The following is a 23,116-nucleotide window of genomic DNA, read 5'->3' as shown; positions in this document are numbered from 1 at the left end:
CTGCCGAAACAGGTCGGGGTATCAACATATCTGGCGTTGACTTTTGGCACGCTGTTGAGTTCTCAAGGAACGGACGCTTCCTTTGTACTCACCCCTGCGGGCTTTCCTCCGGGCGCTTCCCTTCGGTCTTGCGTTTCCGACTCTATCAGACTCTTTCGTGTCCGATTCCCGGTCGAAGCGGGTCTCGCATTTTCGCTTTCCAGTTCTTCGCTTTCGCGCTTTCCCTTTCCAGCGGTTCCAACCTTACCAGACCCAGTTCGTTCCGTTTCCGGTTCGAATTTGAATTCCAGTGGCCGTTGAAGGGGCCTTGCCTTTCGGCAGATCCGACATTATCAGAAGTTCTGAGTCGGAATTTCCGTCCTCCTCGGAGATCCCAGCGCACACGTGTGCGCGGTGCTTCCCGGTGAGGCGGAGACGCAAACGTACTGGAGCGGGGCGCCCCGATGCAAATCGGGGGCCCCGCTCCGGAGTTCGCGCCCGTCGGGTCAGACCTCGACGACGACGGGAAGGATCATCGGACGCCGGCGGTAGGTGTCGGAGACCCACTTGCCCACCGTGCGGCGGACGAGCTGCTGGAGCTGGTGCGGCTCCATGACTCCGTCCTGGGCGGACTTGTTGAGAGCCTCTTCGACCTTGGGGACGACCGCGCTGAACACCGCGTCGTCGATGCCGGAACCCCGGGCCTGGAAGTGGGGGCCGCCGACAATCTTGCCGGAGGTGCTGTCGACGACGATGAAGACGGAGATGATGCCTTCGTCGCCCAGGATGCGGCGGTCCTTGAGAGAGGCCTCGGTGACATCACCGACGGAGAGACCGTCGACGTACACGTAACCCGCCTGGACCTTGCCGACGATCTTGGCCTTGCCGTCGATCAGGTCGACGACCACGCCGTCCTCGGCAATGACGATGTGGTCCTTCGGGACACCGGTGAGGGCGCCCAGTTCGGCGTTGGCCCGGAGGTGGCGCCATTCGCCGTGGACCGGCATCAGGTTCTTCGGCTTGCAGATGTTGTAGAAGTACAGCAGCTCGCCGGCCGAGGCGTGGCCCGAGACGTGAACCTTGGCATTGCCCTTGTGGATGACGTTGGCGCCCCAGCGGGTCAGGCCGTTGATCACGCGGTAGACCGCGTTCTCGTTCCCCGGGATCAGCGACGACGCCAGGATGACGGTGTCGCCCTGGACGATGCGGATCTGGTGGTCGCGGTTGGCCATCCGGGACAGGGCGGCCATCGGCTCACCCTGCGATCCCGTGCAGACCAGCACCACCTCGTCGTCCGGCAGGTCGTCGAGAGTCTTGACGTCGACGACCAGGCCCGCGGGAACCTTCAGATAGCCCAGGTCACGGGCGATGCCCATGTTCCGGACCATCGACCGTCCGACGAAGGCGACCCTGCGGCCGTATTCGTGGGCGGTGTCGAGGATCTGCTGGATGCGGTGCACGTGGCTGGCGAAGCTCGCCACGATGATCCGCTTCTGCGCGTTGGCGAAGACCGTGCGCAGGACGTTCTGGATGTCCCGCTCGGGCGGGACGAAGCCGGGGACCTCCGCGTTCGTCGAGTCGGAGAGCAGAAGGTCGATGCCTTCCTCGCTCAGCCGGGCGAAGGCGTGCAGGTCCGTGAGGCGCCCGTCCAGCGGGAGCTGGTCCATCTTGAAGTCGCCGGTGGCGACGGCCAGGCCCGCGGGTGTGCGGATGGCGACCGCGAGAGCGTCCGGGATGGAGTGATTGACCGCGATGAACTCGCAGTCGAAGACTCCGATGCGCTCGCGCTGCCCCTCCTTGACCTCAAGGGTGTACGGGCGGATGCGGTGCTCCTGGAGCTTGGCCTCGATGAGCGCGAGGGTCAGCTTGGAGCCGATGAGCGGGATGTCCGGCTTCAGTCGCAGCAGAAACGGGACGCCACCGATGTGGTCCTCGTGTCCGTGCGTGAGGACGATGCCCTCGACATCGTCCAGGCGGTCCCGGATGGTGGTGAAGTCCGGAAGGATCAGGTCGATTCCCGGCTGTTCCTCTTCGGGGAAGAGGACGCCGCAGTCGACGATGAGCAGGCGGCCGCCGTACTCGAAGACCGTCATGTTGCGGCCGATTTCGCCGAGGCCACCCAGCGGGGTGACCCGCAGGCCGCCCTTCGGGAGCTTCGGCGGGGTGCCGAGTTCAGGATGCGGATGACTCAAAAGACTCTCCTTACCACGCACGCCACGTACCGCTTGGGCACGTGGCGCGCATGTCATTCGTGCACTTGCTGTTGTCTTGGGGTGTTGCTCGGTCGCGAACGTTCTTCGCGTATTCAGTTGTGAAGTCTGTGGTTACAGCTGTACCCCACCGGCAGCCAGATCGATCTTGAGCTGCGCCGTTTCCTGCGCGCTCAGTTCGACCAGAGGCAGGCGCAGCGGGCCGGCCGGAAGGCCCTGGAGGGCCAGTGCGGCCTTGGAAGTGATCACACCCTGGGTGCGGAACATGCCCGTGAACACCGGCAGGAGCTTCTGGTGGATCTCGGTGGCCTTCTGTACGTCACCGCCGAGGTGGGCCTCGACGAGGGCCCGCAGGTCCGGGGTGACGACGTGACCGACGACGGAGACCAGGCCGACGGCACCGACCGACAGGAGCGGCAGGTTCAGCATGTCGTCGCCCGAATACCAGGCCAGGCCGGACTGCGCGATGGCCCAGCTGGCGCGGCCGAGGTCGCCCTTGGCGTCCTTGTTCGCCACGATGCGCGGGTGCTCGGACAGCCGGACGAGGGTCTCTGTGTCGATCGGCACACCGCTGCGGCCGGGAATGTCGTAGAGCATCACCGGCAGACCCGTGGAGTCCGCGATCGCGGTGAAGTGTCGGAGGAGGCCCTCCTGCGGCGGCTTGTTGTAGTACGGCGTCACCGCGAGGAGGCCGTGGGCGCCGGTGCGCTCGGCCGTCCGGGCGAGCTCGACGCTGTGGCGGGTGTCGTTGGTCCCGATGCCGGCCACGATGTGCGCGCGGTCTCCGACCGCCTCCAGCACAGCCCGTACGAGCTGGTCTTTCTCCGCGTCGCTGGTGGTCGGGGACTCGCCCGTGGTGCCGTTGATGATCAGGCCGTCGTTGCCTGCGTCCACCAGATGGGTGGCGAGCCGCTGGGCGCCGTCGAGATCGAGTGCGCCGTCCGCCGTGAACGGCGTGACCATAGCGGTGAGGACCCGCCCGAAGGGGGTCTGCGGAGTGGAGATCGGAGCCATGGGTAACACGCTACTCGTTGCTCGGCGTCCATTGTCCCCTCGGGGGGACAAGCAAGAGGAGCCCGGCACTGCCTGCTCGGGGGTTCAAGCAGTGCCGGGTCCGTTTGATCAGCCTAGATGAACTTCTCGAAACGCCGCAATACGGACACCTCTTACGGGGCAACGCGTCCATTTTTGTTGAAGGCTGCATGAGTCAGCGGCATGAGCCGCGCCCAGTGCGCCTCCATCTGCTCGCCGACCATCTCGATCTCGCGCTGCGGGAACGACGGAACCTTCGCGAGCTCGTGCTGCGTACGCAGGCCGAGGAAGTGCATCAGCGAGCGGGCGTTGCACGTGGCGTACATGGACGAGAACAGGCCGACCGGGAGGACCGCACGGGCCACCTCGCGGGCCACTCCCGCCGCCAGCATCTCCTGGTAGGCGTCGTACGCCTGGCGGTACGAGTCCTCCATGACGCGGCCGGTGAGTTCTGCCTGGGCCTCGGTGCCGTCGACGAACTCGTACTTTCCGGGACGGCCCTGCTGTACGAGCTTGCGGGACTCCCCCGGGACGTAGAAGACCGGCTCCAGCTCCCTGTAGCGGCCCGATTCCTCGTTGTACGACCAGCCCACGCGGTGCCGCATGAACTCCCGGAACACGAAGATCGGGGCGCTGATGAAGAAGGTCATCGAGTTGTGCTCGAACGGGCTCCCGTGCCGGTCCCGCATCAGGTAATTGATGAGCCCCTTGGAGCGCTCAGGGTCCTTGGTGACCTCTTCGAGGGACTGCTCACCGGCCGTGGACACACGGGCGGCGAACAGCACGTCGGAGTCACCGGCGGCGGATTTCACCAGGTCAACGGTGACATCGCTGCGGAAGCTGGGCTTTGCGGGCTCGGGGGTCTCGGTCACCGGCGGGGTCCTTCCAATGGCGTCGCTCGGGCGGCGTCCACTCTACGGGCCACGACCGGCTGCGAATTTCACCGCGATTCCGGGCACCGATCGGGCTCGCCGTGCGTCTGACTCAGTAGCACCACCCGAATCAGAGTTCAAGGAGAGTTACCTCATGTTCCGCCGGCGTGAATCCGTCCCGTTCTCGTTCGTCGCCGAGGCCGACCGATTCCGCAGTAACGTCACACCGCCCCCGCGGGAGCGCGCCTCCCTCTCCGAGAGGGCCGGCGCCGTCCTGACCGGGCTCGTCGTGGTCGCGGGACTCGCCGGATCGCTGCTGCTCGGCCTGCCCGCCCTGGCCCCCGAGCAGTCGCCTCAGCACAGCCGGCAGGCAGAGGCGGCACACGGGCGATGACCCGTACGGGCCCCCTGGGGTGGTCCGGTCGGTAGCCTGCTCGGTAGCCTCACCTGGCACAGCAATCGAGCGTGCTTGTGAGTGAGGATCAGTCGTGCCCCTGCCCTTCCTGACGGCCGACCGCGCATTTGACGCGAGCGCTGAGGATGTCGCGCTGCCGTTCGACGACCACGACAGCTGGCGGCGCCCCTACCGCCCCGGGCCCTGGCGTGTCGCGGCCGCGGCCGGACTGCTGCTGCTCGCCTCGTTCATCCTGTTCGCCGGGATGATCACGGCGTTCGCCGGGGCGCTGCCGGGCGCCGGAGCGTGCCTGGCCCTGGCGCTCGCCGTGATCATCTGCGCCCTGCGGATGCTGCGGGTCGGGGCCTGGGTGAGCCGGCACGGTGTGCGCCGGGTGGGCTTCTTCCGGACGACGACCGTGCCGTGGAATCGCGCCTCCGCGGTACGCACGGTGCAGCAGCCGGTCAAGTGGCTCGGGTTCCCGCGCACGGTGCAGGGCCAGGCCCTGATCGTCGTACGCAAGGGCGGGAACGCGGTGCCGCCGCTGCTCACGGACTCCAACGCGGACTTCCTGGCGCGGGGCGAGGCGTTCGACCGGGCCGCCGACACGATTGAGGCGTGGGGGGACGAGTACCGGCGCGCGTAGCGGGGTGGGCCCGACCGGCGGCGTGTATGTCCTCGATCGCCGGACGGGCTCAAAGAAAAGAGTTGTCCTCAATCGCCGGACGGGCTTGATGTGCCTGTCCGGCTTGATGTTTCTGTGAGCCCTGGTGAGCCGGACGGGCTTGATGGGCCTGACGGTTGTGGGGTCGGGGTGTTGTGCAGGGCGATGGCCCGTTGCATGGCCTTCCTGGCCCGGGGGGTGTCCCGGGCGTCCTGGTAGGCGACAGCGAGGCGGAACCAGCAGCGCCAGTCGTCCGGCGTGTCCTCCGTCTCCTCCCGGCGAAGGGCGAACACCGCGTCGGCGGAGTCCCGGTCGATACGCCCGCTCGGGGTACGGACCAGTTCGTCGACGGGCAGGCCGCCCTCGGCGTCGAGCTCGGCGGCCAGGGCGTTGGCCCTCCGGACGAACTGGGTGTTCTTCCAGAGGAACCAGATGCCGATCGCCGGAAGGATCAGCACGGCGACCCCGAAGGTCACCGTCAGCAGTGTGCCGTGCTTGATGAGCAGGACACCTCGGCTGCCGACCAGCACGAAGTAGAAGACCAGGACGGCAGCGGTGACGGTGTAAGTGATCTTTGCGCGCATGGCGGTGGGCTCAGTCAGTTCAGGTCGAGGAGGTTTTCCAGGCCGAACGTGAGGCCCGGAGTGGACACCACGCGGCGCGCTCCGAGCAGGATGCCCGGCATGAAGCTGCTGTGGTGCAGGGAGTCGTGCCGGATGGTGAGGGTCTCCCCCTCGCCGCCCAGCAGCACCTCCTGGTGGGCCAGGAGTCCGCGGAGCCGTACCGAGTGGACCGGGATCCCGTCGACGTCGGCGCCGCGCGCTCCGTCCAGTGCCGTCGCGGTGGCGTCCGGCTGGGGTGCGCAGCCCGCCTCGCGGCGGGCCTCGGCGATCAGCTGGGCGGTGCGGGCGGCGGTGCCGGAGGGGGCGTCTGCCTTGTTGGGGTGGTGCAGCTCGATGACCTCGACGGACTCGAAGTAGCGGGCGGCCTGCTGGGCGAACTTCATGGTGAGGACCGCTCCGATGGAGAAGTTCGGCGCGATGAGCACACCGGTCTTCGGGGAGCCGGAGAGCCAGGTGGTGAGCTGCGCGAGCCGTTCGTCGGTCCAGCCGGTGGTGCCGACGACGGCGTGCATGCCGTGCCGGACGCAGAAGTCGAGGTTGTCCATCACCGACGCGGGGGTGGTGAGCTCGACGACGACCTGGGCGCCGGAGTCCGCGAGGGCCTCCAGCTTGTCGCCGCGGCCGAGTGCGGCCACCAGTTCCATGTCGTCGGCGGCCTCGACCGCTCGTACCGCTTCGGAGCCGATACGGCCCCGGGCACCGAGAACGGCCACGCGCAGCTTGCTCATTGCTCTGCTTCCTTACAAAGGGATTTAGGAGACCGCTTCGTCGAGGCGGCCGGCCTGCTTGTCCTTGAGCGGGCCGATGACGGAGAGCGAGGGGCGGTGTCCGAGGACCTCGGCCGCCACCGAGCGGACGTCGTCCGGGGTCACCTGCGCGATGCGGGCCAGCATGTCGTCGACCGACATCTGCTCGCCCCAGCACAGCTCGCTCTTGCCGATCCGGTTCATCAGGGCGCCGGTGTCTTCCAGGCCGAGGACCGTGGAGCCGGAGAGCTGGCCGATGGCGCGGCTGATCTCCTCGTCCTCGAGTCCGTCCGACGCGACGCGGTCGAGCTCGTCGCGGCAGATCTTGAGGACGTCATGGACCTGGCTGGGCCGGCAGCCCGCGTACACACCGAAGAGTCCGCAGTCCGCGAAGCCCGAGGTGTACGAGTAGACGCTGTAGGCGAGGCCGCGCTTCTCCCGTACCTCCTGGAAGAGACGGGAGCTCATGCCGCCGCCGAGGGCGGTGTTGAGTACGCCGAGCGCCCAGCGGCGCTCGTCGGTGCGGGCCAGTCCCGGCATGCCGAGGACGACGTGGGCCTGCTCCGTCTTGCGGTTGAGCAGCTCGACCCGGCCCGCGGTGCGCAGCGTGCGGGAGCCCTCGCGCGGCGTCGTCGGGACGGCGTCGGTGCGGGAGAGCGCGCCGGCCCGCTCGAACGCCTTGCGGACCTGGCGTACGACCGTGGCGTGGTCCACGTTGCCGGCCGCGGCGACGACCAGGTGCGTGGGGTCGTAGTGCTTCTTGTAGAAGCGGGCGATCTGGCCGCGGCTCAGGGCGTTGACCGTGTCGACGGTGCCGAGGACCGGGCGGCCGAGCGGGGTGTCGCCGAGCATGGTGTGCGCGAACAGGTCGTGCACGCAGTCGCCCGGGTCGTCCTCGGTCATCGCGATCTCTTCGAGGATGACGCCGCGCTCGGCGTCGACGTCCTCGGAGGCGATCAGGGAGCCGGTCAGCATGTCGCAGACGACGTCGATGGCCAGCGGCAGGTCCGTGTCGAGGACCCGCGCGTAGTAGCAGGTGTACTCCTTCGCCGTGAAGGCGTTCATCTCGCCGCCGACCGCGTCGATCGCGGACGAGATGTCGAGGGCGCTGCGCTTGGCGGTGCCCTTGAAGAGGAGGTGTTCGAGGTAGTGCGTCGCGCCGTTCAGCGCCGGGGTCTCGTCGCGTGATCCGACGTGGGCCCAGATGCCGAAGGTGGCGGAGCGTACGGAGGGCAGGGTCTCGGTGACGACGCGCAGGCCGCCGGGCAGGACCGTGCGGCGGACCGTGCCGATGCCGTTGCTGCCCTTGAGAAGCGTTTGGGTACGGGCGACGGCCCGCCCCTTGGAGGAGGGGCGGGCCGTCGTCACGGAACTACGGGACGTCACTTGTCGGTGTCGTCCTTCTCGTCGGCCTCTTCGCCCTCGACGACGGGGATGAGGGAGAGCTTGCCGCGGGAGTCGATCTCCGCGATCTCGACCTGGACCTTGGAGCCGACCGCGAGCACGTCCTCGACGTTCTCCACGCGCTTGCCACCGGCGAGCTTGCGGATCTGCGAGATGTGCAGCAGGCCGTCCTTGCCGGGCATCAGGGAGACGAACGCACCGAAGGTGGTGGTCTTGACGACCGTACCCAGGTAACGCTCGCCGACCTCCGGCATGGTCGGGTTGGCGATCGCGTTGATCGTGGCGCGCGCGGCCTCGGCCTGCGAGCCCTGCTGGGCACCGATGTAGATGGTGCCGTCGTCCTCGATCGTGATGTCGGCGCCGGTGTCCTCCTGGATCTGGTTGATCATCTTGCCCTTGGGGCCGATGACCTCACCGATCTTGTCCACCGGGATCTTGACGGTGATGATCCGCGGGGCGTTCGGGGACATCTCGTCCGGGACGTCGATGGCCTCGTTCATCACGTCGAGGATGTGCAGGCGCGCGTCACGGGCCTGCTTCAGCGCGGCGGCCAGGACCGAGGCGGGGATGCCGTCGAGCTTGGTGTCGAGCTGGAGCGCGGTGACGAACTGCTTCGTGCCGGCGACCTTGAAGTCCATGTCGCCGAACGCGTCCTCGGCGCCGAGGATGTCGGTGAGGGCGACGTAGTGGGTCTTGCCGTCGATCTCCTCGGAGATCAGGCCCATGGCGATACCGGCGACGGCGGCCTTGAGGGGCACACCGGCGTTCAGCAGGGACATGGTGGAGGCGCAGACCGAGCCCATGGACGTCGAGCCGTTGGAGCCCAGCGCCTCGGAGACCTGGCGGATCGCGTAGGGGAACTCCTCGCGCGACGGCAGCACCGGCACGATGGCGCGCTCGGCGAGCGCGCCGTGGCCGATCTCGCGGCGCTTGGGCGAGCCCACGCGGCCGGTCTCGCCGACGGAGTACGGCGGGAAGTTGTAGTTGTGCATGTAACGCTTGCGGGTCACCGGGGAGAGGGTGTCCAGCTGCTGCTCCATGCGGAGCATGTTGAGGGTGGTGACGCCCAGGATCTGGGTCTCGCCACGCTCGAACAGCGCCGAGCCGTGCACGCGCGGGATGGCCTCGACCTCGGCGGCGAGCGTACGGATGTCCGTGACGCCGCGGCCGTCGATGCGGACCTTGTCCTTGATGACGCGCTCGCGGACCAGCTTCTTGGTCAGCGCGCGGTAGGCACCGGAGATCTCCTTCTCGCGGCCCTCGAAGGCCGGGAGGAGCTTCTCGCCCGCGATCTCCTTGATGCGGTCCAGCTCCGCCTCGCGCTCCTGCTTGCCGGCGATGGTGAGCGCCTTGGAGAGCTCGGTGCTGACGGCCTTGGAGAGCGCCTCCAGGACGTCGTCCTGGTAGTCGAGGAAGACCGGGAACTCGCCGGTGGGCTTGGCGGCCTTGGCGGCGAGGTCGGACTGGGCCTTGCAGAGCGCCTTGATGAAGGGCTTCGCGGCCTCGAGGCCGGCGGCGACGATCTCCTCGGTGGGAGCCTCCGCGCCGTCCGCGACGAGCTGGATGGTCTTCTCGGTGGCCTCGGCCTCGACCATCATGATCGCGACGTCGCCGTCCTCCAGGACGCGACCGGCGACCACCATGTCGAAGACCGCGTCCTCGAGCTCGGTGTGCGTCGGGAAGGCGACCCACTGGCCCTTGATCAGGGCGACGCGGGTGGCGCCGATGGGGCCGGAGAAGGGCAGGCCCGCCAGGATCGTGGATGCCGAGGCGGCGTTGATCGCGACCACGTCGTACAGGTGGTCGGGGTTGAGCGCCATGATCGTCTCGACGATCTGGATCTCGTTGCGCAGGCCCTTCTTGAAGGAGGGGCGCAGCGGCCGGTCGATCAGGCGGCAGGTGAGGATCGCGTCCTCGGAGGGGCGGCCCTCCCGGCGGAAGAAGGAGCCGGGGATCTTGCCGGCGGCGTACTGCCGCTCCTCGACGTCCACCGTGAGGGGGAAGAAGTCGAGCTGGTCCTTGGGCCGCTTGGAAGCGGTGGTGGCCGACAGCACCATGGTGTCGTCGTCCAGGTACGCGACGGCGGAGCCTGCGGCCTGCTTGGCCAGGCGGCCCGTCTCGAAGCGGATGGTGCGGGTGCCGAAGGTTCCGTTGTCGATAACGGCCTCGGCGTAGTGGGTCTCGTTCTCCACTAGTGATTTCTCCATACTCGTCGTCTTTCGTCCTGTCGCCCGTGTGGCGCAGGACGGTGCGGAGAAGCGCACCGTGTGTGCGGGGCCGGTCTTCGATCGAAGCTCCCGGGCGTTGTCCCGGGGGCCACTACCGAGGACCGGCGGCGGCCGTGGCGCGCCTCTCCTCGTCTGTTGTCGTACGTCCAGGTTACTGAGGTTGCCCCGGATACCGCACGTACGGCAAAGGGAGCGGGCCCACTAGAGGTGGGAACCGCTCCCTTTCACAGCGTCCTTACTTGGCGCCGCCGGCCGCGCCACGGCGGATGCCGAGGCGGTCGACGAGCGCACGGAAGCGCTGGATGTCCTTCTTGGCCAGGTACTGCAGGAGGCGGCGACGCTGGCCGACCAGGATCAGCAGACCACGACGGGAGTGGTGGTCGTGCTTGTGCGTCTTGAGGTGCTCCGTCAGGTCCGAGATGCGGCGCGAAAGCATGGCGACCTGAACCTCGGGGGAACCGGTGTCGCCCTCCTTCTGCGCGAACTCGGTCATGATCTGCTTCTTCGTAGCGGCGTCGAGCGGCACGCGGTACTCCTCTTGGTCTTCGATGCGCCCACGAGTGCCCCTGGTCTTGATCTCAGGGGAGCTTGAGTGACTCGGGAGCGAAGGTCCGATGAGCGCAGCCCCCAGAGTCAACCGGGAACGCGTACACAAACGGCCACCGACAGACTACCAGCCGCCGGGAGCGGCCCCCGACGGGCCTCAGCCGGTGAGGGCCCTCGCGCGCGCGAAGACGTCGAGGACCGCCAGGCAGAGAGGGACCAGGGAGAGCAGGAGGGCGCTCTCCGTGAGGTCCAGGGCCCGGCCCCAGAAGGGGGAGAGTCCCTTGCGGGGCACGATCAGGCCGGCCGCGGTCAGCAGGGCCGCACCGGCGGCGACGGAGACGGAGAGCCAGACGGTACGGAGGTCGAGGGCGCCGCGGTCCCCGTACCGGACGAGCTCCGCCACCAGGCCGGTGGGCGGGTGCAGCGCCAGGCCGAGGACGAGCAGGGCGAGGGCGCCGAGGCCTGCCGCGAGGACGCAGACGACCTGCGAGGTGTAGCGGAAGAGCCGGGCGCGCAGCAGCATGGCCAGGCCCGTGGCCAGGGCGAGGAGCTGGGCCCAGGGGTCGCCGGAGAAGCCGAGCACGGCGGCGGACGCGACGACGAGGGCCGCGCAGCCCGCGACGAGACCGAGCAGGAGTTCGTGGCCGCGCCGCGCCCGCTCCGCGATGTGCGCGGCGTCGACGGGGGCGTCCCGGTGACCGGCGTCCGGGTCGGCGAAGGGATCGGCGAAGGGGTCGCCGTAGCCGGTCCGGGCGGTGCGCTGCGGGGCGTATCCGATCGGGAGCCGGGCGAAACGGGCCGAGAGGCCGGGCAGGAAGGCCACGAGCCCGAGGGCGGCCGGGGCGCAGACGGCGGCCGCCGAGGCGGCGGAGGACTCGGTGAGGATCGCGGCGAAGGCGGCCAGGGTGCCCGCGGTGGCGAGGAGGGCCGCCGCGACGAACGGGGCGTCGCCGCCCGGGGTGACCGCGACCAGGACCACCGAGGCGACCAGCACGGCGACGCAGCCGAGCAGGAACTGCAGCCTGCCCGGCCCCTGGCCGGCGTCCGGGCCGAGGATGCCGGACCCCGCGATGAGGACGAGGGGCAGCGCGCCGAGGCCGAGGGCGGCGGCCGTGACCCGGTCCCCGTAGACCCGGGCACGCACCCCCGCGAACGCGGTGAGCAGCACGCCGGCGGCGCCCGCGATGATGCCGGGCAGGCTGTGCATGTCGTGGCGGACCGGGTCGGCGAACCAGAGGACGAAGCCCAGCAGGACGAGCAGGGTCGCGGCGCCCGCGGGGCCGGCGCCGCGCAGCAGGTCGTCGCTCCACAGGTGGCGGTCGCGGGCGACGGCGGCGGCGACGGCGTCCGGGACGTCGTCGAACACGGCGGGCGGCAGCGATTCGGCGAAGGGGCGGAGCAGGAGGATCTCGCCGTCGAGCACCTGCTGGGCGGCCAGCGTGCGGGCGCCGTCGAGGACGGTGCCGTCGCGTCGTACGAGGTGGTGTCCGGTGGGGGTGGCGACGGCCTGGGTCCGGCCGGTGAGGCGGAGGATCTCCGGGCAGATGTCGGCGACGGCGAGGTCCTCCGGGAGGGCGACGTCGATCCGGCTGTCGGGCGCCACGACAGTGACGCGGCAGAAACCGGTCGCTGCGGTCGTACTCACGTGTCTGGTCCCCCTGTCGGCGGCTGCGCACGGTCACGGGTCCGGTCCCCCGTGTTTCGCGGTCGCGCACGGTGCCCCTTGCTTTCGCGGTCGCGCTTTCGCGGTCGCGCACGGTGCGCGCGCAACCCTACCGGGGCGGTGTGCCCCGGCGGTCCGCGCGCGAGAACGCGGAATCCGCGCCGGGGCCCGGGAAGTAGGATCGCGGTCGCGCGGAGGCCAGTCCGTGGGCGGAGGCAGCCACGGGGGCGCCGGTGCGGGTCCGCCCGGCCCCCGGCCCGTCCGTACCGAGGGATTGATGCACCGGTGAGCCAGATCGTCGTGAAGCGTCCGCCGCGGGCCCTGCCGCCGGAACTGCCCGCGGGCGGGCTGGAGTTGAAAGCCCCTCCGCTGCTGCCGCGCGGGCAGCGCGAGGGCTTGCTGATGCAGGTCCTTCCGGTGCTCGGCATGGGTTCCTCGGTGGTCTTCTTCTTCTCGCCGCAGGCACCGCCGTTCATGCGGATCATGGGCGTGCTGATGCTGGTGTCGACGCTCGCCATGGTGGTCGCCCAGCTGGTCCGTCACCGACGCGGCACCCAGGGTCAGTTGGCGAATGCCCGGCGCGACTACCTCGCGTACCTGGCGCAGACCAGGCGTGCGGTGCGCCGGACGGCGCGCGCCCAGCGTGATGCGCAGTGGTATCTGCATCCCGCTCCCGAGCAGCTGTGGTCGGTGGTGGCACAGGGCGTCCGGGTCTGGGAACGGCGGGCCGGTGACACCGACTTCGGGCAGGTACGGATCGGGCTCGGGATTCAGGGCCTGTCGACGCCCCTGTCGGCGCCGGAGAGCGATCCGGCCGACGAGCCGGAGCCGGTGTGCGCGGGGGCGCTGCGGCGGTTCCTGGCGGTGCACAGTGAGTTGGACGGGCTCCCGGTGGCGTTCCCGGTGCGGGCGTTCCCCCGGGTGACGGTGTGCGGTCCGGCGGAGTCGGCCCGGTCTCTCGCGCGGGCGGTGGTGGCCCAGTTGGTGACGCTGCACTCGCCGGACGATCTGGTGGTCGCCGTGGTGGCGGGGCCGGACGCGGTAGCGCGCTGGGAGTGGGCGAAGTGGCTGCCGCACACGCAGGTGCCGGGGCAGGCCGACGGGGCCGGTCCGAAGCGGCTGTTCGTGGCGGAGGCGGCCGGTCTGGAGCCGTTGCTGGCGGACCGGCTGGAGGGGCGGCCTCGGTTCGGCCGGGAGGGCGGACCGCTGCTGGACCAGCCGCACATCGTGGTGGTCGTGGACGGCGGCCGGCTCGGGCCGGTCCCGGCGCCCGTGGGGCCGGAGGGGCTGCAGGGCGTGACCGTCGTCGAGGTGGTGGAGGGTGAGCCCGCCGCTTCCCGTGGCGGGCTCACCGTGATGGTGCGGCCGGGCCTGCTGCGGATGGAGCCCGATGCGGGCGCGGCGTACGAGGGCGTACCGGACGGCCTTTCGCTGCCCGCGGCCGAGGCGTTGGCCCGGCAGCTGGCGCCGCTGCGGACGGGCGGCGGAAGGGACGGTGAACCGCTGCTCTCGGACCTCGGCTTCACCGAGCTGCTGGATCTCGGGGACGCGGACGCGGTCGACGTGGCGCGCACCTGGCGGCCCCGGCCGGCCTCGGAGCGGCTGCGGGTGCCGATCGGGGTCGGCGAGGACGGGCTGCCGGTGATGCTGGACCTCAAGGAGGCCGCGCAGGACGGTATGGGGCCGCACGGGCTGTGCGTCGGCGCGACGGGTTCCGGCAAGTCGGAGCTGCTGCGGACGCTGGTGCTGGGCCTCGCGGTCACGCACTCCTCCGAGACGCTGAACTTCGTGCTCGCGGACTTCAAGGGCGGGGCGACGTTCAGCGGCATGGCGCAGCTGCCGCATGTGGCCGCGGTCATCACCAACCTGGCCGACGACCTGGCTCTCGTGGACCGGATGGGCGACGCGATCCGCGGTGAGCTCCAGCGCAGACAGGAGCTGCTGCGCGCGGCGGGCAACTACGCCGGCATCCACGACTACGAGAAGGCCCGGGCGGCGGGTGCGGCGCTGGAGCCGCTGGCCTCGCTGGTGCTGGTGATCGACGAGTTCTCCGAACTGCTCACCGCGAAGCCCGACTTCATCGACATGTTCATCCAGATCGGCCGCATCGGCCGTTCGTTGGGGGTGCATCTGCTGCTGGCGTCGCAGCGGCTGGAGGAGGGCAGGCTGCGCGGGCTGGACACGTATCTCTCGTACCGGATCGGGCTGCGGACGTTCTCGGCCGAGGAGTCGCGGACGGCGCTCGGAGTGCCGGACGCCTACCACCTGCCACCGGTGCCGGGCTCGGGCTATCTCAAGTCCGGTACGGAGGAGATGACCCGGTTCAAGGCGGCGTACGTGTCGGGGGCGTACCGCGCGGGCGGACACGCACCGGCGGCGGGGCAGGTGCCGGCCGCGCGGCGGGCCGCCCTGTTCCGTGCGATGCCGGTGCCGGTGGCGGAAGCGGAGGCCGGTGGCGCCTCGCCGGCCGGTCCGGTGCGGGTGCGGGAGGACGCGTTCGCCGACACCGTGCTGGACGTGGTCGTGCGGCGGCTGGAGGGCCAGGGGGTGCCCGCCCATCAGGTGTGGCTGCCGCCGCTGGACCGGGCTCCCGCGCTGGATCAGCTGCTGCCGGGGCTCGCACCGGACGAGGGGCGCGGGTTCACCGCCACGGAGTACACCCGGCCCGGCGGGCTGACGGTCCCGCTCGGTCTGGTCGACAAGCCGTTCGAGCAGCGGCGCGAGGTGCTGTACCGCGACTTCTCCGGGGCGGCGGGGCACCTGATGGTGGTCGGCGGGCCGCAGTCGGGCAAGTCGACGCTGCTGCGGACGCTGATCGCCTCGTTCGCGCTCACGCACACCCCGCGGGAGGTGCAGTTCTACGGGCTCGACTTCGGTGGCGGCGGGCTCGCCCCGGTGGCGGAGTTGCCGCACGTGGGTCAGATCGCCTCGCGGCTGGACCCGGAGCGGGTGCGGCGCACGGTCGCGGAGGTGGCGGGGGTGCTGGCCCGGCGTGAGGAGTTCTTCCGCGCCCGGGGCATCGACTCGATCGCGACCTACCGGCGCGGGCGGGCTCTCGGTGAGCTGCCCGGTGAGGCGTGGGGGGACGTGTTCCTGGTCATCGACGGCTGGGGCGGGTTCCGCAGCGAGTACGAGTCGCTGGAGCCGGTCGTCACGGACATCGCCGCACGCGGTCTCGGCTACGGGGTCCATCTGGTGCTCTCGGCCGCGCGGTACATGGAGGTGCGTGCCGCGCTCAAGGACCAGATCCTCGGGCGGCTCGAGCTGCGGCTCGGCGATGTCATGGACTCCGAGTTCGACCGGAAGGTCGCCGCCCGGGTGCCGGCCGGGGTGCCGGGCCGGGGCCAGGTGGCGGAGAAGCTGCACTTCATGGCCGCGCTGCCGCGCATCGACTCGGTGACCGAGGCGACGGGCCTCGCCGACGCGACCGCCGCGCTCGTTGCGACGGTGCGTGCCAACTGGCCCGGCCCCGCGGCTCCTTCCGTACGGCTGCTGCCGTTGAAGCTGCCGGCGGAGCGGTTGCCGAAGGGGTTCGAGTTCCCCGACCGGGGCATCGCGATCGGGATCGCCGAGACGGATCTGGAACCGGTGTTCGTCGACTTCGACACCGACCCGTTCTTCCTGGTCTTCGGCGAGAGCGAGTCGGGCAAGACCAATCTGCTGCGCCTGATCGCCAAGCAGCTCGCGCAGCGGTACTCCCCCGACGAGGCGAAGCTCGTCGTCGGGGACTACCGGCGGGGGCTGCTGGGCGCGCTGCCGGAGAGCCATCTGCTGGAGTACGCGCCGACGGCGGACGCGCTGGGGACGCACATGGAGGCCCTGGCCGGTGTGTTCGCCCGGCGGCAGCCCCCGCCGGACGTGACACCGCGGCAGTTGCGGGACCGGAGCTGGTGGACCGGTCCGCAGATCTTCATCCTCGTCGACGACTACGACCTGGTCGCGACGGGCGCGGGCGGTCCGCTGGCCCCGTTGGCGGAGTATCTGCCGTTCGCGCGGGACACCGGGGTGCGCTTCGTGATCGCGCGCGGTTCGGCGGGGGCGTCGCGTGCGATGTACGAGCCGTTCATGCAGCGGATCAAGGAGCTGGGGGCGCAGGGCGTGGTGCTGTCCGGCAACCCGGCCGAGGGGGACCTCATCGGGACGGTGCGCGGGCATCCGATGCTGCCCGGGCGCGGCTACTTCGCCACCCGGCGGCGGGGCAGTCCGCTGGTGCAGACGGGCAGGCTTCCGGAGCGGCCCTGAGAGTGGCGGGGGCGGTGCGCACGACGTCACGGGAGCACACACGGGCGTCGTTCGCCGGGAGTTCGGCGACCTCGCCAAAGGCCGCGGTGGTGCCTGTACGGTGCCGTGCAGAGCCACGTACGGAGAGGAACCGTTGACCATGGGAACGCAGGCGGAGAAGGACGAGCTGTACGCACTCGACATCTCGGGGGTGGAATGGCTGAGTGCGCCCGGCACCGAGGATGCGCAGGAGCGCGTGGAGATCGCGCACCTTCCGGGCGGGGCCGTGGCGATGCGGTCCTCGCTGGATCCGGAGACCGTGCTGCGGTACACGGAGGCCGAGTGGCGTGCGTTCGTGCTGGGGGCCCGGGACGGCGAGTTCGACCTGACGTAGTACGGCGGGAGGGGCACGTTCGGGTGAACGTGCCCCTCCGGCTGTACGCCGTGCCTGCCGGGTGTTCAGTAAGCCTCGGTGAACAGGCGTGAGGCCTTGAGGTCCGTGGTGCGGTAGTTGTCCTTGCCGGACTCGATGATCCTCGCGACGTGCTCCAGCCGGCCCTTCATGTCGTCGGCCTTGCCGTGGTACTTGCGCTGGAGCACCACGTACGCGGTGTGCGCCTCACCGTCCCAGGTGTCCGTGACCACCTTGAGCGCGCCGTCCATCTCCTCCAGGTCGCGGCAGATGTTCTGCGAGACCACACGGATGCGGTTCGCCATCTCCTGGACGCTTTCGTACCTGACCTTGGTGTGCGGGTCGTGCCCCATCCGATCTCTCCTCTGGCTCGGCTGCGGGGGGAAAGGCGAGCGGTTCAGACGCCGTTGAGCCCGGAGGCGCTGCCCGCCGAGGCCGGTGTCCTGACCGCGTTGAAGGCCGCGCGGACCTCTTCGTCGTTGGCGTTGCTGAGGTTCTTGGTGCTGCCCACGGCGTGGAGCAGCACGTTCAGCAGCCGGCGGATCTCGTCGTGGTCCTCGTTGATCACGAGCTGTGCGGACGTGAATCCCGAGGCGCCGACGCCGGTCCACCCCGCTCCGGCCGTCGCGAGGATGTCGGCCAGTTCCCGGGACTGCGTGGAGACCGCCTCGGCCGTTTTGACGATCTTGTTCCTGGCCTGGATGACCGGATCGTCGGCCAGTCCGAAACCGCCTGCGGGGTTGGTCATGCGGAGGTCCTCTCTCGGTTCGCTGGGAGGGGGTGCGGGGCAGGGGGCGCACCAGTTCCGGCGAAGGCGCTCCGGTCGGTTACTGATCCCCCGTCACCCGTTGAAGTCCCTGGTCACCCTAGCCACTTCACCGCACCGCCCCTGTCTGCCCGAGCAGCGTGAAACGGCTCTGCGGGGTCACCTTCGGCGCGGCAGGCGGCGTCTGCGGAGGTCGCGCGCCACGGTCGCGGTGCCGGCCACCACAGCGACGAGCACGGCCGCCGCGGCCAGTGCGCAGGCCGCGTAGCGCTTGCTCCGTTGCTGCGGGGTCTCCGCCATCGACAGGTGCGCGGGGTCGGGGGCCGGGGCGGCGGCGGGCGGTGCGTCCGGGCGGGGGGCGTCCTGCGGGGTGTCGTCCCCGGACAGGGCGCGGACCGGATCGACTACACCCCATCCGACGAACGGGTCACGCCCGTTGACGGTGCGTTCCGCCGTCTGTTCGACGCGGGCGATGATCTGCGCCGACGTCCAGTCCGGGTACTTGGCGCGCATGAGTGCGACGACCCCGGAGACGTACGGCGCGGAGAAGCTGGTGCCGTTGTCGGTGCACTGGCCGTTGCCCGGGACGGTGGAGACGATGTCGACCCCGGGTGCGGCCACCCCCACGAAATCTCCTGACTGGGAGAAGGGCGCGCGTTCGTTGTTGCGGTCGGAGGCGCCGACGGCGAGCACTCCGTCGAAGGCGGCGGGGTAGGTACTCCGTCGTCTGCCGTCCCTGCCGTCGTTGCCCGCGGAGGCGACGACCACGATGTCCTCGGCGACCGCCCGTGCCACCGCCCGGCCCAGCACGGAGTCGTCGGCCAGCGGCCTGGTGGTGTCCTGGGAGATGTTGATGACCTGGGCGCCCCTGGCGATCGCGTGGTCGATCGCGGCCGCCATCGTGCTGCCCTCGCCGTTGTGCCGCCCGTCGTTCTGACGGATCGGGATGACGGTGGCCTCGGGGGCCAGGCCGACGAACCCGGTGCCGGTGCGGGGGCGGGCGGCGATGATGCCGGCGACCTTGGTGCCGTGACCGACCTCGTCCACGGTCCCGTCGCTGCCGCCGCCGTCGGTGTAGTCGACGCCTGCGGAGGCGTCCACCGCGCCCCTGAGCTGAGGGTTGGTGTCGTCCACCCCCGTGTCGATCACGGCGACGCGGATCCCCCTGCCCCGGGTGTCCTGCCACAGCTCGTCGAGGAGCACCCGCTGGAGCGGCCACGGGCGGCCCTCGAACTGTTCCTTCATCGGGAAGTCGCACGCGCCGACGCCGGCCGGGCGCAGACCGTCCGGCCCCGGCACGGCATACGCGGCCTGCGGCCCCATGACGGCGCCCAGCGCTGCCGCCGCCGCCAGCAGGACCCTTTTCCGGTACGGCATCGCGCTCTCTCCCCCGCGTGTGTCCACTGGTGTCCGCCGCAGCGTGCCCGGTCGTCCTCAGGAACCCTGGGGCCGGCGAGCGCTGTCGGTGTCGAGCCGGGGGCCCTTGGCGAGGAACTCGGACCAGGCGATGGGGACGAGAGCCGGCGTCGTCCTCTCGTATCCGAGCCTGATCTGCGCCGGACCGGGCCGGGGCCGGCTGTCCGGGCCGTCTTCCGCTCCGGTGCCGGTCCCTGCGGCGCCGCTGTCGCCGTTCCCCGGAACCGCGTACCGCAGTCCGGTGTCGGTCACCAGGAAGAGTGATCCGTCGCGGCTGGTCTGGCCTTCCCTCACCTGGGTGTAGAGCAGCCCGCTGCCCGGGGTGACGTAGGTGCTCGTGCCGCCGGCGCCGACGGAGGCGGGGTACTCGGTGCCGGCCCAGGTGCTCAGCGTCGTCCGGCCCCTGTCGTCCGTGCGGCGCAGCACGTTGCAGACGGTGTCACGGCCGGGGGCGCCGGCGTCGGTGGCGTTGACGCGGACGGCTCTGCGCGCGGGCCAGTGCGCGGCCTGGCCCGCGAAGGGCTCGGCTGCGGGGACGAAGTCCTGGAGGCCGGCGGGGCGCGCCTGCCCGGCCAGGTCGAGGCGTGCGGTCTGCGGGGAGTTGATGAGCAGCCAGGCGGTGAACTCGGAGACCTTCCGGACCTCGCCGTCCAGGACGACGTAGTGGGCGGTGCCCCCTCCGTCTCTGGTGCGCAGCACTGTGCCCACGCGGTTCTCGCGCGCGGACAGGTGCCCCTCGATGTGGGCCGGGGCCCCGACGTCACCGGGGATTGCCGGGAAGGCGACCGGGCTGCCGTCGTGCAGGGTGGCCAGCCAGTCGTCGGTGACGGACTGCGGGTGCGCGCTGCCGACCAGGGCGCCGGTGAGATGGCCGAGGTCGGCGGCGGTCTCGTCGATGCGGTACTTGGTGCCGCGGGCGTCGACGAGGTAGCGGGTGCGGTCCTGTCCCTGGACGTAGAGGACCTGGCCGCCGGTGAGCCGGCCGGCGCCCTCGGTCAGGTGGTCGTCGCGTGCGGCGAGGACGAAGGCGGCCTTCTGCACGGTGTTCCCCCGGCCGCCCGGCTGAACGCAGACCGCCCAGCGCTTGGCGGTGCCCGCGTCCTTCTCCTCGGGCAGCCGGTCGGGGGCGTACGGGATGCCGAGGACCGGACCGCGCGGGGGCCTGCCCGCGTCGAGGATCTCGTCGGCGACCTGGATGACGCCGTAGTTCTGCGGGCTCAGCAGCAGCCGGGCCGAGGCGAGGTTCAGCACGGGGTGCAGCTGCGTCCTGCGGCCGGCGCCCTTGCCGGTGGTGAGCACCACGTAGCGGGTGGTCGACGTCTTGCCGACGATGACCTTGGCACCGGGGCTGTCCCAGTCCTTGGGGGCGGCCGGCCGGAACATGCCGTAGGCGCCGAACCCGGCGAGGATCAGGGCGCCGGCGACGAGGCCCGGGACGACTGCGCGCAGGGGGCGCGGGGCGCCTTCGTCGGAGCCGGTGGGCGAGGGCTGGAGGAACGCCGCCACCATGCGCCGCTTCGCGAAGGTGTACGCGTTGAGGTCGTCGCGCCGCGATGCCATGAGTCCGTCCGTCTCCCCGTGTCCGACCGCACGGCACCGGGAGCGGCCGCGGCCGGCGTCCCGTACCGGACCCCCGATGCCGGACCGGCTCCCTACTATGCCTGTAGATCCAGCGGAGTTGTGGGCCGGGTAGGGTGATTCACCCCGCCGGAGCCCCCGGTGGGACGGGCCCGGCGCGGGTCGCGCCGGGAGGCGCACCGGCCCGGATGAACGGGGGGATGCCGCGATGACGGCTTCCGCGACGCGGACGGCTCCGGCCCCGGACACCCGGCCTCCCGAAGGCCTCCGCGCCGCAGCGCCCGGCCCGCCGGTGCGCGGCGGCGGACAGCGCATCGCGCGGTGGGGCGGGCGGAAGGGATCGATCGGGCCGTTGCGGCTGCACCAGCTCGTCCTGTTGGAGATCGCGGCGGCGTTGCTGCTGTGCGCCTGGGTCGCGGACCCGCTGCTGCTGGCCCCCGTGTCGGTGCCGGCCGCGTTGCTCGTGGTGTTCGCCGTCGTGCGGCGCCGCCGGCGCTCCCTTCCCGCGCTGCTGCACTCCGTCCTCGCGCTGCGCGCCCGTAGGCGCAGGGCCGAGTCGTCAAGGCCGGCCGGCGGTACGGAACCGGGCATCGCGCCCGTCGTCGAGTGCGAACCGGCTCTGCGTACGTACGCGTTCGAGGGCCGCGACCGGCGCCCGGTCGGCATGGCCGGCGACGGTACGTATCTGACGGCCGTCCTCAGGATCGAGGCGGACGGCACGGCGCTGCGCCGGGACCGGTCCGCGAGGCCGCTTCCCCTGGCGCTCGTGGGGGACGCGCTCGACGTCGACGGCATCCGGCTGGAGTCGGCGCAGATCGTGCAGCACACCCAGCCGGCTCCCGCGCCGCAGCTGCCTGGGCAGTCGGTCGTGGCCCGCAACTACGCGCCGCTGCAAGCCCTGGCGGGCACCCCCGCGCTGCGGATCACCTGGATCGCGCTGAAGCTGGCCCCGGAGCTCTGCCCGGAGGCCGTACGGGCGCGGGGCGGCGGCCTCACCGGTGCGCAGAGGTGCCTGGTGCGCGCGGCCGACCAGCTGGCCGGCCGGCTGACCGGGGCGGGGCTGTCCGCGACGGTCCTCACGGAACAGGAACTCCGCGCGGCGATCGCCACGTCCGCCTGCGTGGATCCGTCGGTCACGGCGCGGGCGGACCGGGACGGGGCCGTTGCCCGCCGCACCCGGGAGACCTCGCGCACCTGGCGGTGCGACGACAGGCCGCACACCACGTACTGGGTGAGCCGCTGGCCGGAGCTGGGCGGCGAGGCCCCGATGCCGCAGCTCGTCGCGCTGCTGACCTCGGTCCCGGCCCTGGCCACGACCTTCGCTCTCACGCTGGGACACGGCGACCGGCAGGAGATCACGGTCACCGGCCACATCCGCGTCACCGGCAGCGACGACCGGGAACTCGTGGCGGCACGGCACGAGTTGGAGCGCACGGCACGGGGCGTGAAGACGTCGCTGGTACGGCTCGACCGCCAACAGCTGCCCGGAGTGCTCGCCACCCTGCCCCTCGGAGGTACCCGCTGATGTCCGCATCCGTCCTGGGCCGCGGGCGACCGGGGTTCTGGCCGGCCGGCCCGCGCCGGCCCCGGCACACGGTCCGCCCCGAACAACTGGCGTCGCTGGCCCTGCCGGTCGGCGACGACGGTGTGGTGATCGGCGTGGACGGCGAGGGACGCCCCGCCGTGCTCGGCCTCGTCCGGCCCACTCCGTACGACATCACGCTGATCGGCGGGCTCTGGACGGCCCAGGTGCTCGCGCTGCGGGCGGCGGCCACTGGTGCCCGGACCGTGGTCGAGACGGGGCGTGCCGCGGCTTGGGAGGGGCTGGTGCGGGCCGCGGGCGGTGACGGCTGTGGCATCGCGCTGCACGAGGTGGGGCGGGTGCCGCCGCAGGGGGCATCGGCCGGATCGCCGGTCGTCGTGGTCCGGGACTGCGGGATAAGGCCGCCGCGCGGCCGGTTGGCGTCCGCACCGTGGCAGTCGGTGGTGACACTGCTGCCGTACCTGAGTCCGGTGGCGGCCGGACTCATGGAGAAGTCGTCCCTGGTCGGCATTCAACGGGTCTCTCCCGACGAAGCCGCACAGATCGGGCATCTCATGGGCCTGGGGCCCGCCGAGACCCGGGCCCTGTCCACACTGACGGACGGCGTCACCCTCTGGTGCACGCAGCGGGACCGGCAGTTCGTGATGATCCGGGCGACCGATGCGGAATCGGGACTGCTGGGCAGCGCCCGCCGGATGGACTGACGCCTGCCAGGGCGTGTGCGAATTGTTCAGGTTTCCCTGCGCAGATGTGCCCGTTTGACCGCTTTACGCCTCACTCCCGGCCGCACTTGGCCCACTTGGGAGCAGTACGTGACGT

Annotated in this window: 19 protein-coding genes; 6 read left to right on the top strand and 13 right to left on the bottom strand. The window is 71.0% G+C overall.

Features of this window, described 5'->3' with window-relative positions; all coding sequences use genetic code 11:
• Positions 1-485 precede the first annotated feature (485 nt).
• The 3 genes from ABTX18_RS11345 to thyX all read right to left on the bottom strand — a co-directional run bounded on the left by ABTX18_RS11345 (position 486) and on the right by thyX (position 4,093).
• Positions 486-2,171 carry a ribonuclease J gene (locus ABTX18_RS11345; RefSeq protein ID WP_352122454.1) on the bottom strand — a complete coding sequence of 562 codons (1,686 nt, stop codon included), beginning with the start codon at positions 2,169-2,171 and terminating at the stop codon, positions 486-488.
• 132 nt (positions 2,172-2,303) lie between these two features.
• Positions 2,304-3,203 (bottom strand): 4-hydroxy-tetrahydrodipicolinate synthase, encoded by a 900-nt coding sequence (dapA, locus tag ABTX18_RS11340; protein ID WP_136329525.1) that lies wholly within the window; start codon positions 3,201-3,203, stop codon positions 2,304-2,306.
• Positions 3,204-3,355: 152 nt separating this feature from the next.
• Positions 3,356-4,093, bottom strand: a complete 738-nt coding sequence (thyX, locus tag ABTX18_RS11335) for an FAD-dependent thymidylate synthase (RefSeq protein WP_352122453.1) — start codon at positions 4,091-4,093, stop codon at positions 3,356-3,358.
• A 154-nt stretch (positions 4,094-4,247) separates the two neighbouring features.
• Between thyX and ABTX18_RS11330 the strand changes: the two genes are divergently transcribed.
• Positions 4,248-4,487 (top strand): hypothetical protein, encoded by a 240-nt coding sequence (locus tag ABTX18_RS11330; protein ID WP_352122452.1) that lies wholly within the window; start codon positions 4,248-4,250, stop codon positions 4,485-4,487.
• 94 nt (positions 4,488-4,581) lie between these two features.
• Entirely contained in the window at positions 4,582-5,133 is a 552-nt protein-coding gene (locus ABTX18_RS11325; RefSeq protein WP_352122451.1) for an SCO5741 family PH domain-containing membrane protein, read from the top strand.
• Positions 5,134-5,201: 68 nt separating this feature from the next.
• Here ABTX18_RS11325 and ABTX18_RS11320 read toward each other — a convergent pair whose 3' ends face one another.
• From ABTX18_RS11320 to eccD, 6 genes are all read right to left on the bottom strand, one after another.
• On the bottom strand, positions 5,202-5,735 hold the full coding sequence (locus ABTX18_RS11320) for a tetratricopeptide repeat protein (protein ID WP_352122450.1): 534 nt from the start codon (positions 5,733-5,735) through the stop codon (positions 5,202-5,204).
• Positions 5,736-5,749: 14 nt separating this feature from the next.
• The gene (gene dapB, locus ABTX18_RS11315; protein ID WP_352122449.1) at positions 5,750-6,502 is read right to left on the bottom strand and encodes a 4-hydroxy-tetrahydrodipicolinate reductase; all 753 of its coding nucleotides are present in this window, start codon (positions 6,500-6,502) and stop codon (positions 5,750-5,752) included.
• 24 nt (positions 6,503-6,526) lie between these two features.
• On the bottom strand, positions 6,527-7,906 hold the full coding sequence (locus tag ABTX18_RS11310; RefSeq protein WP_352122448.1) for a M16 family metallopeptidase: 1,380 nt from the start codon (positions 7,904-7,906) through the stop codon (positions 6,527-6,529).
• The gene (locus ABTX18_RS11305; RefSeq protein WP_352122497.1) at positions 7,903-10,116 is read right to left on the bottom strand and encodes a polyribonucleotide nucleotidyltransferase; all 2,214 of its coding nucleotides are present in this window, start codon (positions 10,114-10,116) and stop codon (positions 7,903-7,905) included. Before ABTX18_RS11305 ends, ABTX18_RS11310 begins: the two co-directional genes overlap by 4 nt.
• 271 nt (positions 10,117-10,387) lie before the next feature.
• Positions 10,388-10,678 (bottom strand): 30S ribosomal protein S15, encoded by a 291-nt coding sequence (gene rpsO / locus ABTX18_RS11300; RefSeq protein ID WP_018551846.1) that lies wholly within the window; start codon positions 10,676-10,678, stop codon positions 10,388-10,390.
• Between the two features lie 177 nt (positions 10,679-10,855).
• The gene (gene eccD, locus ABTX18_RS11295; RefSeq protein ID WP_352122447.1) at positions 10,856-12,343 is read right to left on the bottom strand and encodes a type VII secretion integral membrane protein EccD; all 1,488 of its coding nucleotides are present in this window, start codon (positions 12,341-12,343) and stop codon (positions 10,856-10,858) included.
• Between the two features lie 303 nt (positions 12,344-12,646).
• Between eccD and eccCa the strand changes: the two genes are divergently transcribed.
• Together eccCa and ABTX18_RS11285 are read left to right on the top strand one after the other, a co-directional pair.
• Positions 12,647-16,603: a type VII secretion protein EccCa gene (gene eccCa, locus ABTX18_RS11290; RefSeq protein ID WP_352122446.1), complete on the top strand. Its 3,957-nt coding sequence runs from the start codon at positions 12,647-12,649 to the stop codon at positions 16,601-16,603.
• A 139-nt stretch (positions 16,604-16,742) separates the two neighbouring features.
• Complete coding sequence (locus ABTX18_RS11285) at positions 16,743-16,976, top strand: DUF397 domain-containing protein (protein WP_352122445.1); 234 nt, start codon at positions 16,743-16,745, stop codon at positions 16,974-16,976.
• Positions 16,977-17,041: 65 nt separating this feature from the next.
• Here ABTX18_RS11285 and ABTX18_RS11280 read toward each other — a convergent pair whose 3' ends face one another.
• The 4 genes from ABTX18_RS11280 to eccB all read right to left on the bottom strand — a co-directional run bounded on the left by ABTX18_RS11280 (position 17,042) and on the right by eccB (position 20,736).
• Complete coding sequence (locus tag ABTX18_RS11280; RefSeq protein ID WP_352122444.1) at positions 17,042-17,347, bottom strand: WXG100 family type VII secretion target; 306 nt, start codon at positions 17,345-17,347, stop codon at positions 17,042-17,044.
• Positions 17,348-17,391: 44 nt separating this feature from the next.
• A complete protein-coding gene (locus tag ABTX18_RS11275; RefSeq protein WP_352122443.1) occupies positions 17,392-17,742 on the bottom strand; it encodes a hypothetical protein in 351 nt (116 codons plus the stop codon).
• Positions 17,743-17,919: 177 nt separating this feature from the next.
• Positions 17,920-19,137, bottom strand: a complete 1,218-nt coding sequence (mycP, locus tag ABTX18_RS11270) for a type VII secretion-associated serine protease mycosin (RefSeq protein WP_352122442.1) — start codon at positions 19,135-19,137, stop codon at positions 17,920-17,922.
• A 57-nt stretch (positions 19,138-19,194) separates the two neighbouring features.
• A complete protein-coding gene (gene eccB / locus ABTX18_RS11265; protein WP_352122441.1) occupies positions 19,195-20,736 on the bottom strand; it encodes a type VII secretion protein EccB in 1,542 nt (513 codons plus the stop codon).
• A 226-nt stretch (positions 20,737-20,962) separates the two neighbouring features.
• Here eccB and eccE point away from each other — a divergent pair, with 226 nt between their 5' ends.
• Positions 20,963-22,279, top strand: a complete 1,317-nt coding sequence (gene eccE, locus ABTX18_RS11260) for a type VII secretion protein EccE (protein ID WP_352122440.1) — start codon at positions 20,963-20,965, stop codon at positions 22,277-22,279.
• Positions 22,279-23,001 (top strand): hypothetical protein, encoded by a 723-nt coding sequence (locus ABTX18_RS11255; protein ID WP_352122439.1) that lies wholly within the window; start codon positions 22,279-22,281, stop codon positions 22,999-23,001. The genes eccE and ABTX18_RS11255 overlap by 1 nt, the downstream gene beginning before the upstream one ends.
• Positions 23,002-23,116: the final 115 nt, after the last annotated feature.

Origin of the sequence: Streptomyces sp. NPDC096323 (assembly GCF_040302845.1) — a bacterium.
Taxonomy (GTDB): Bacteria; Actinomycetota; Actinomycetes; order Streptomycetales; family Streptomycetaceae; genus Streptomyces.
The sequence above is the reverse complement of the archived record's forward strand: the minus strand, read 5'-3'. Positions and strand labels throughout refer to the sequence as shown.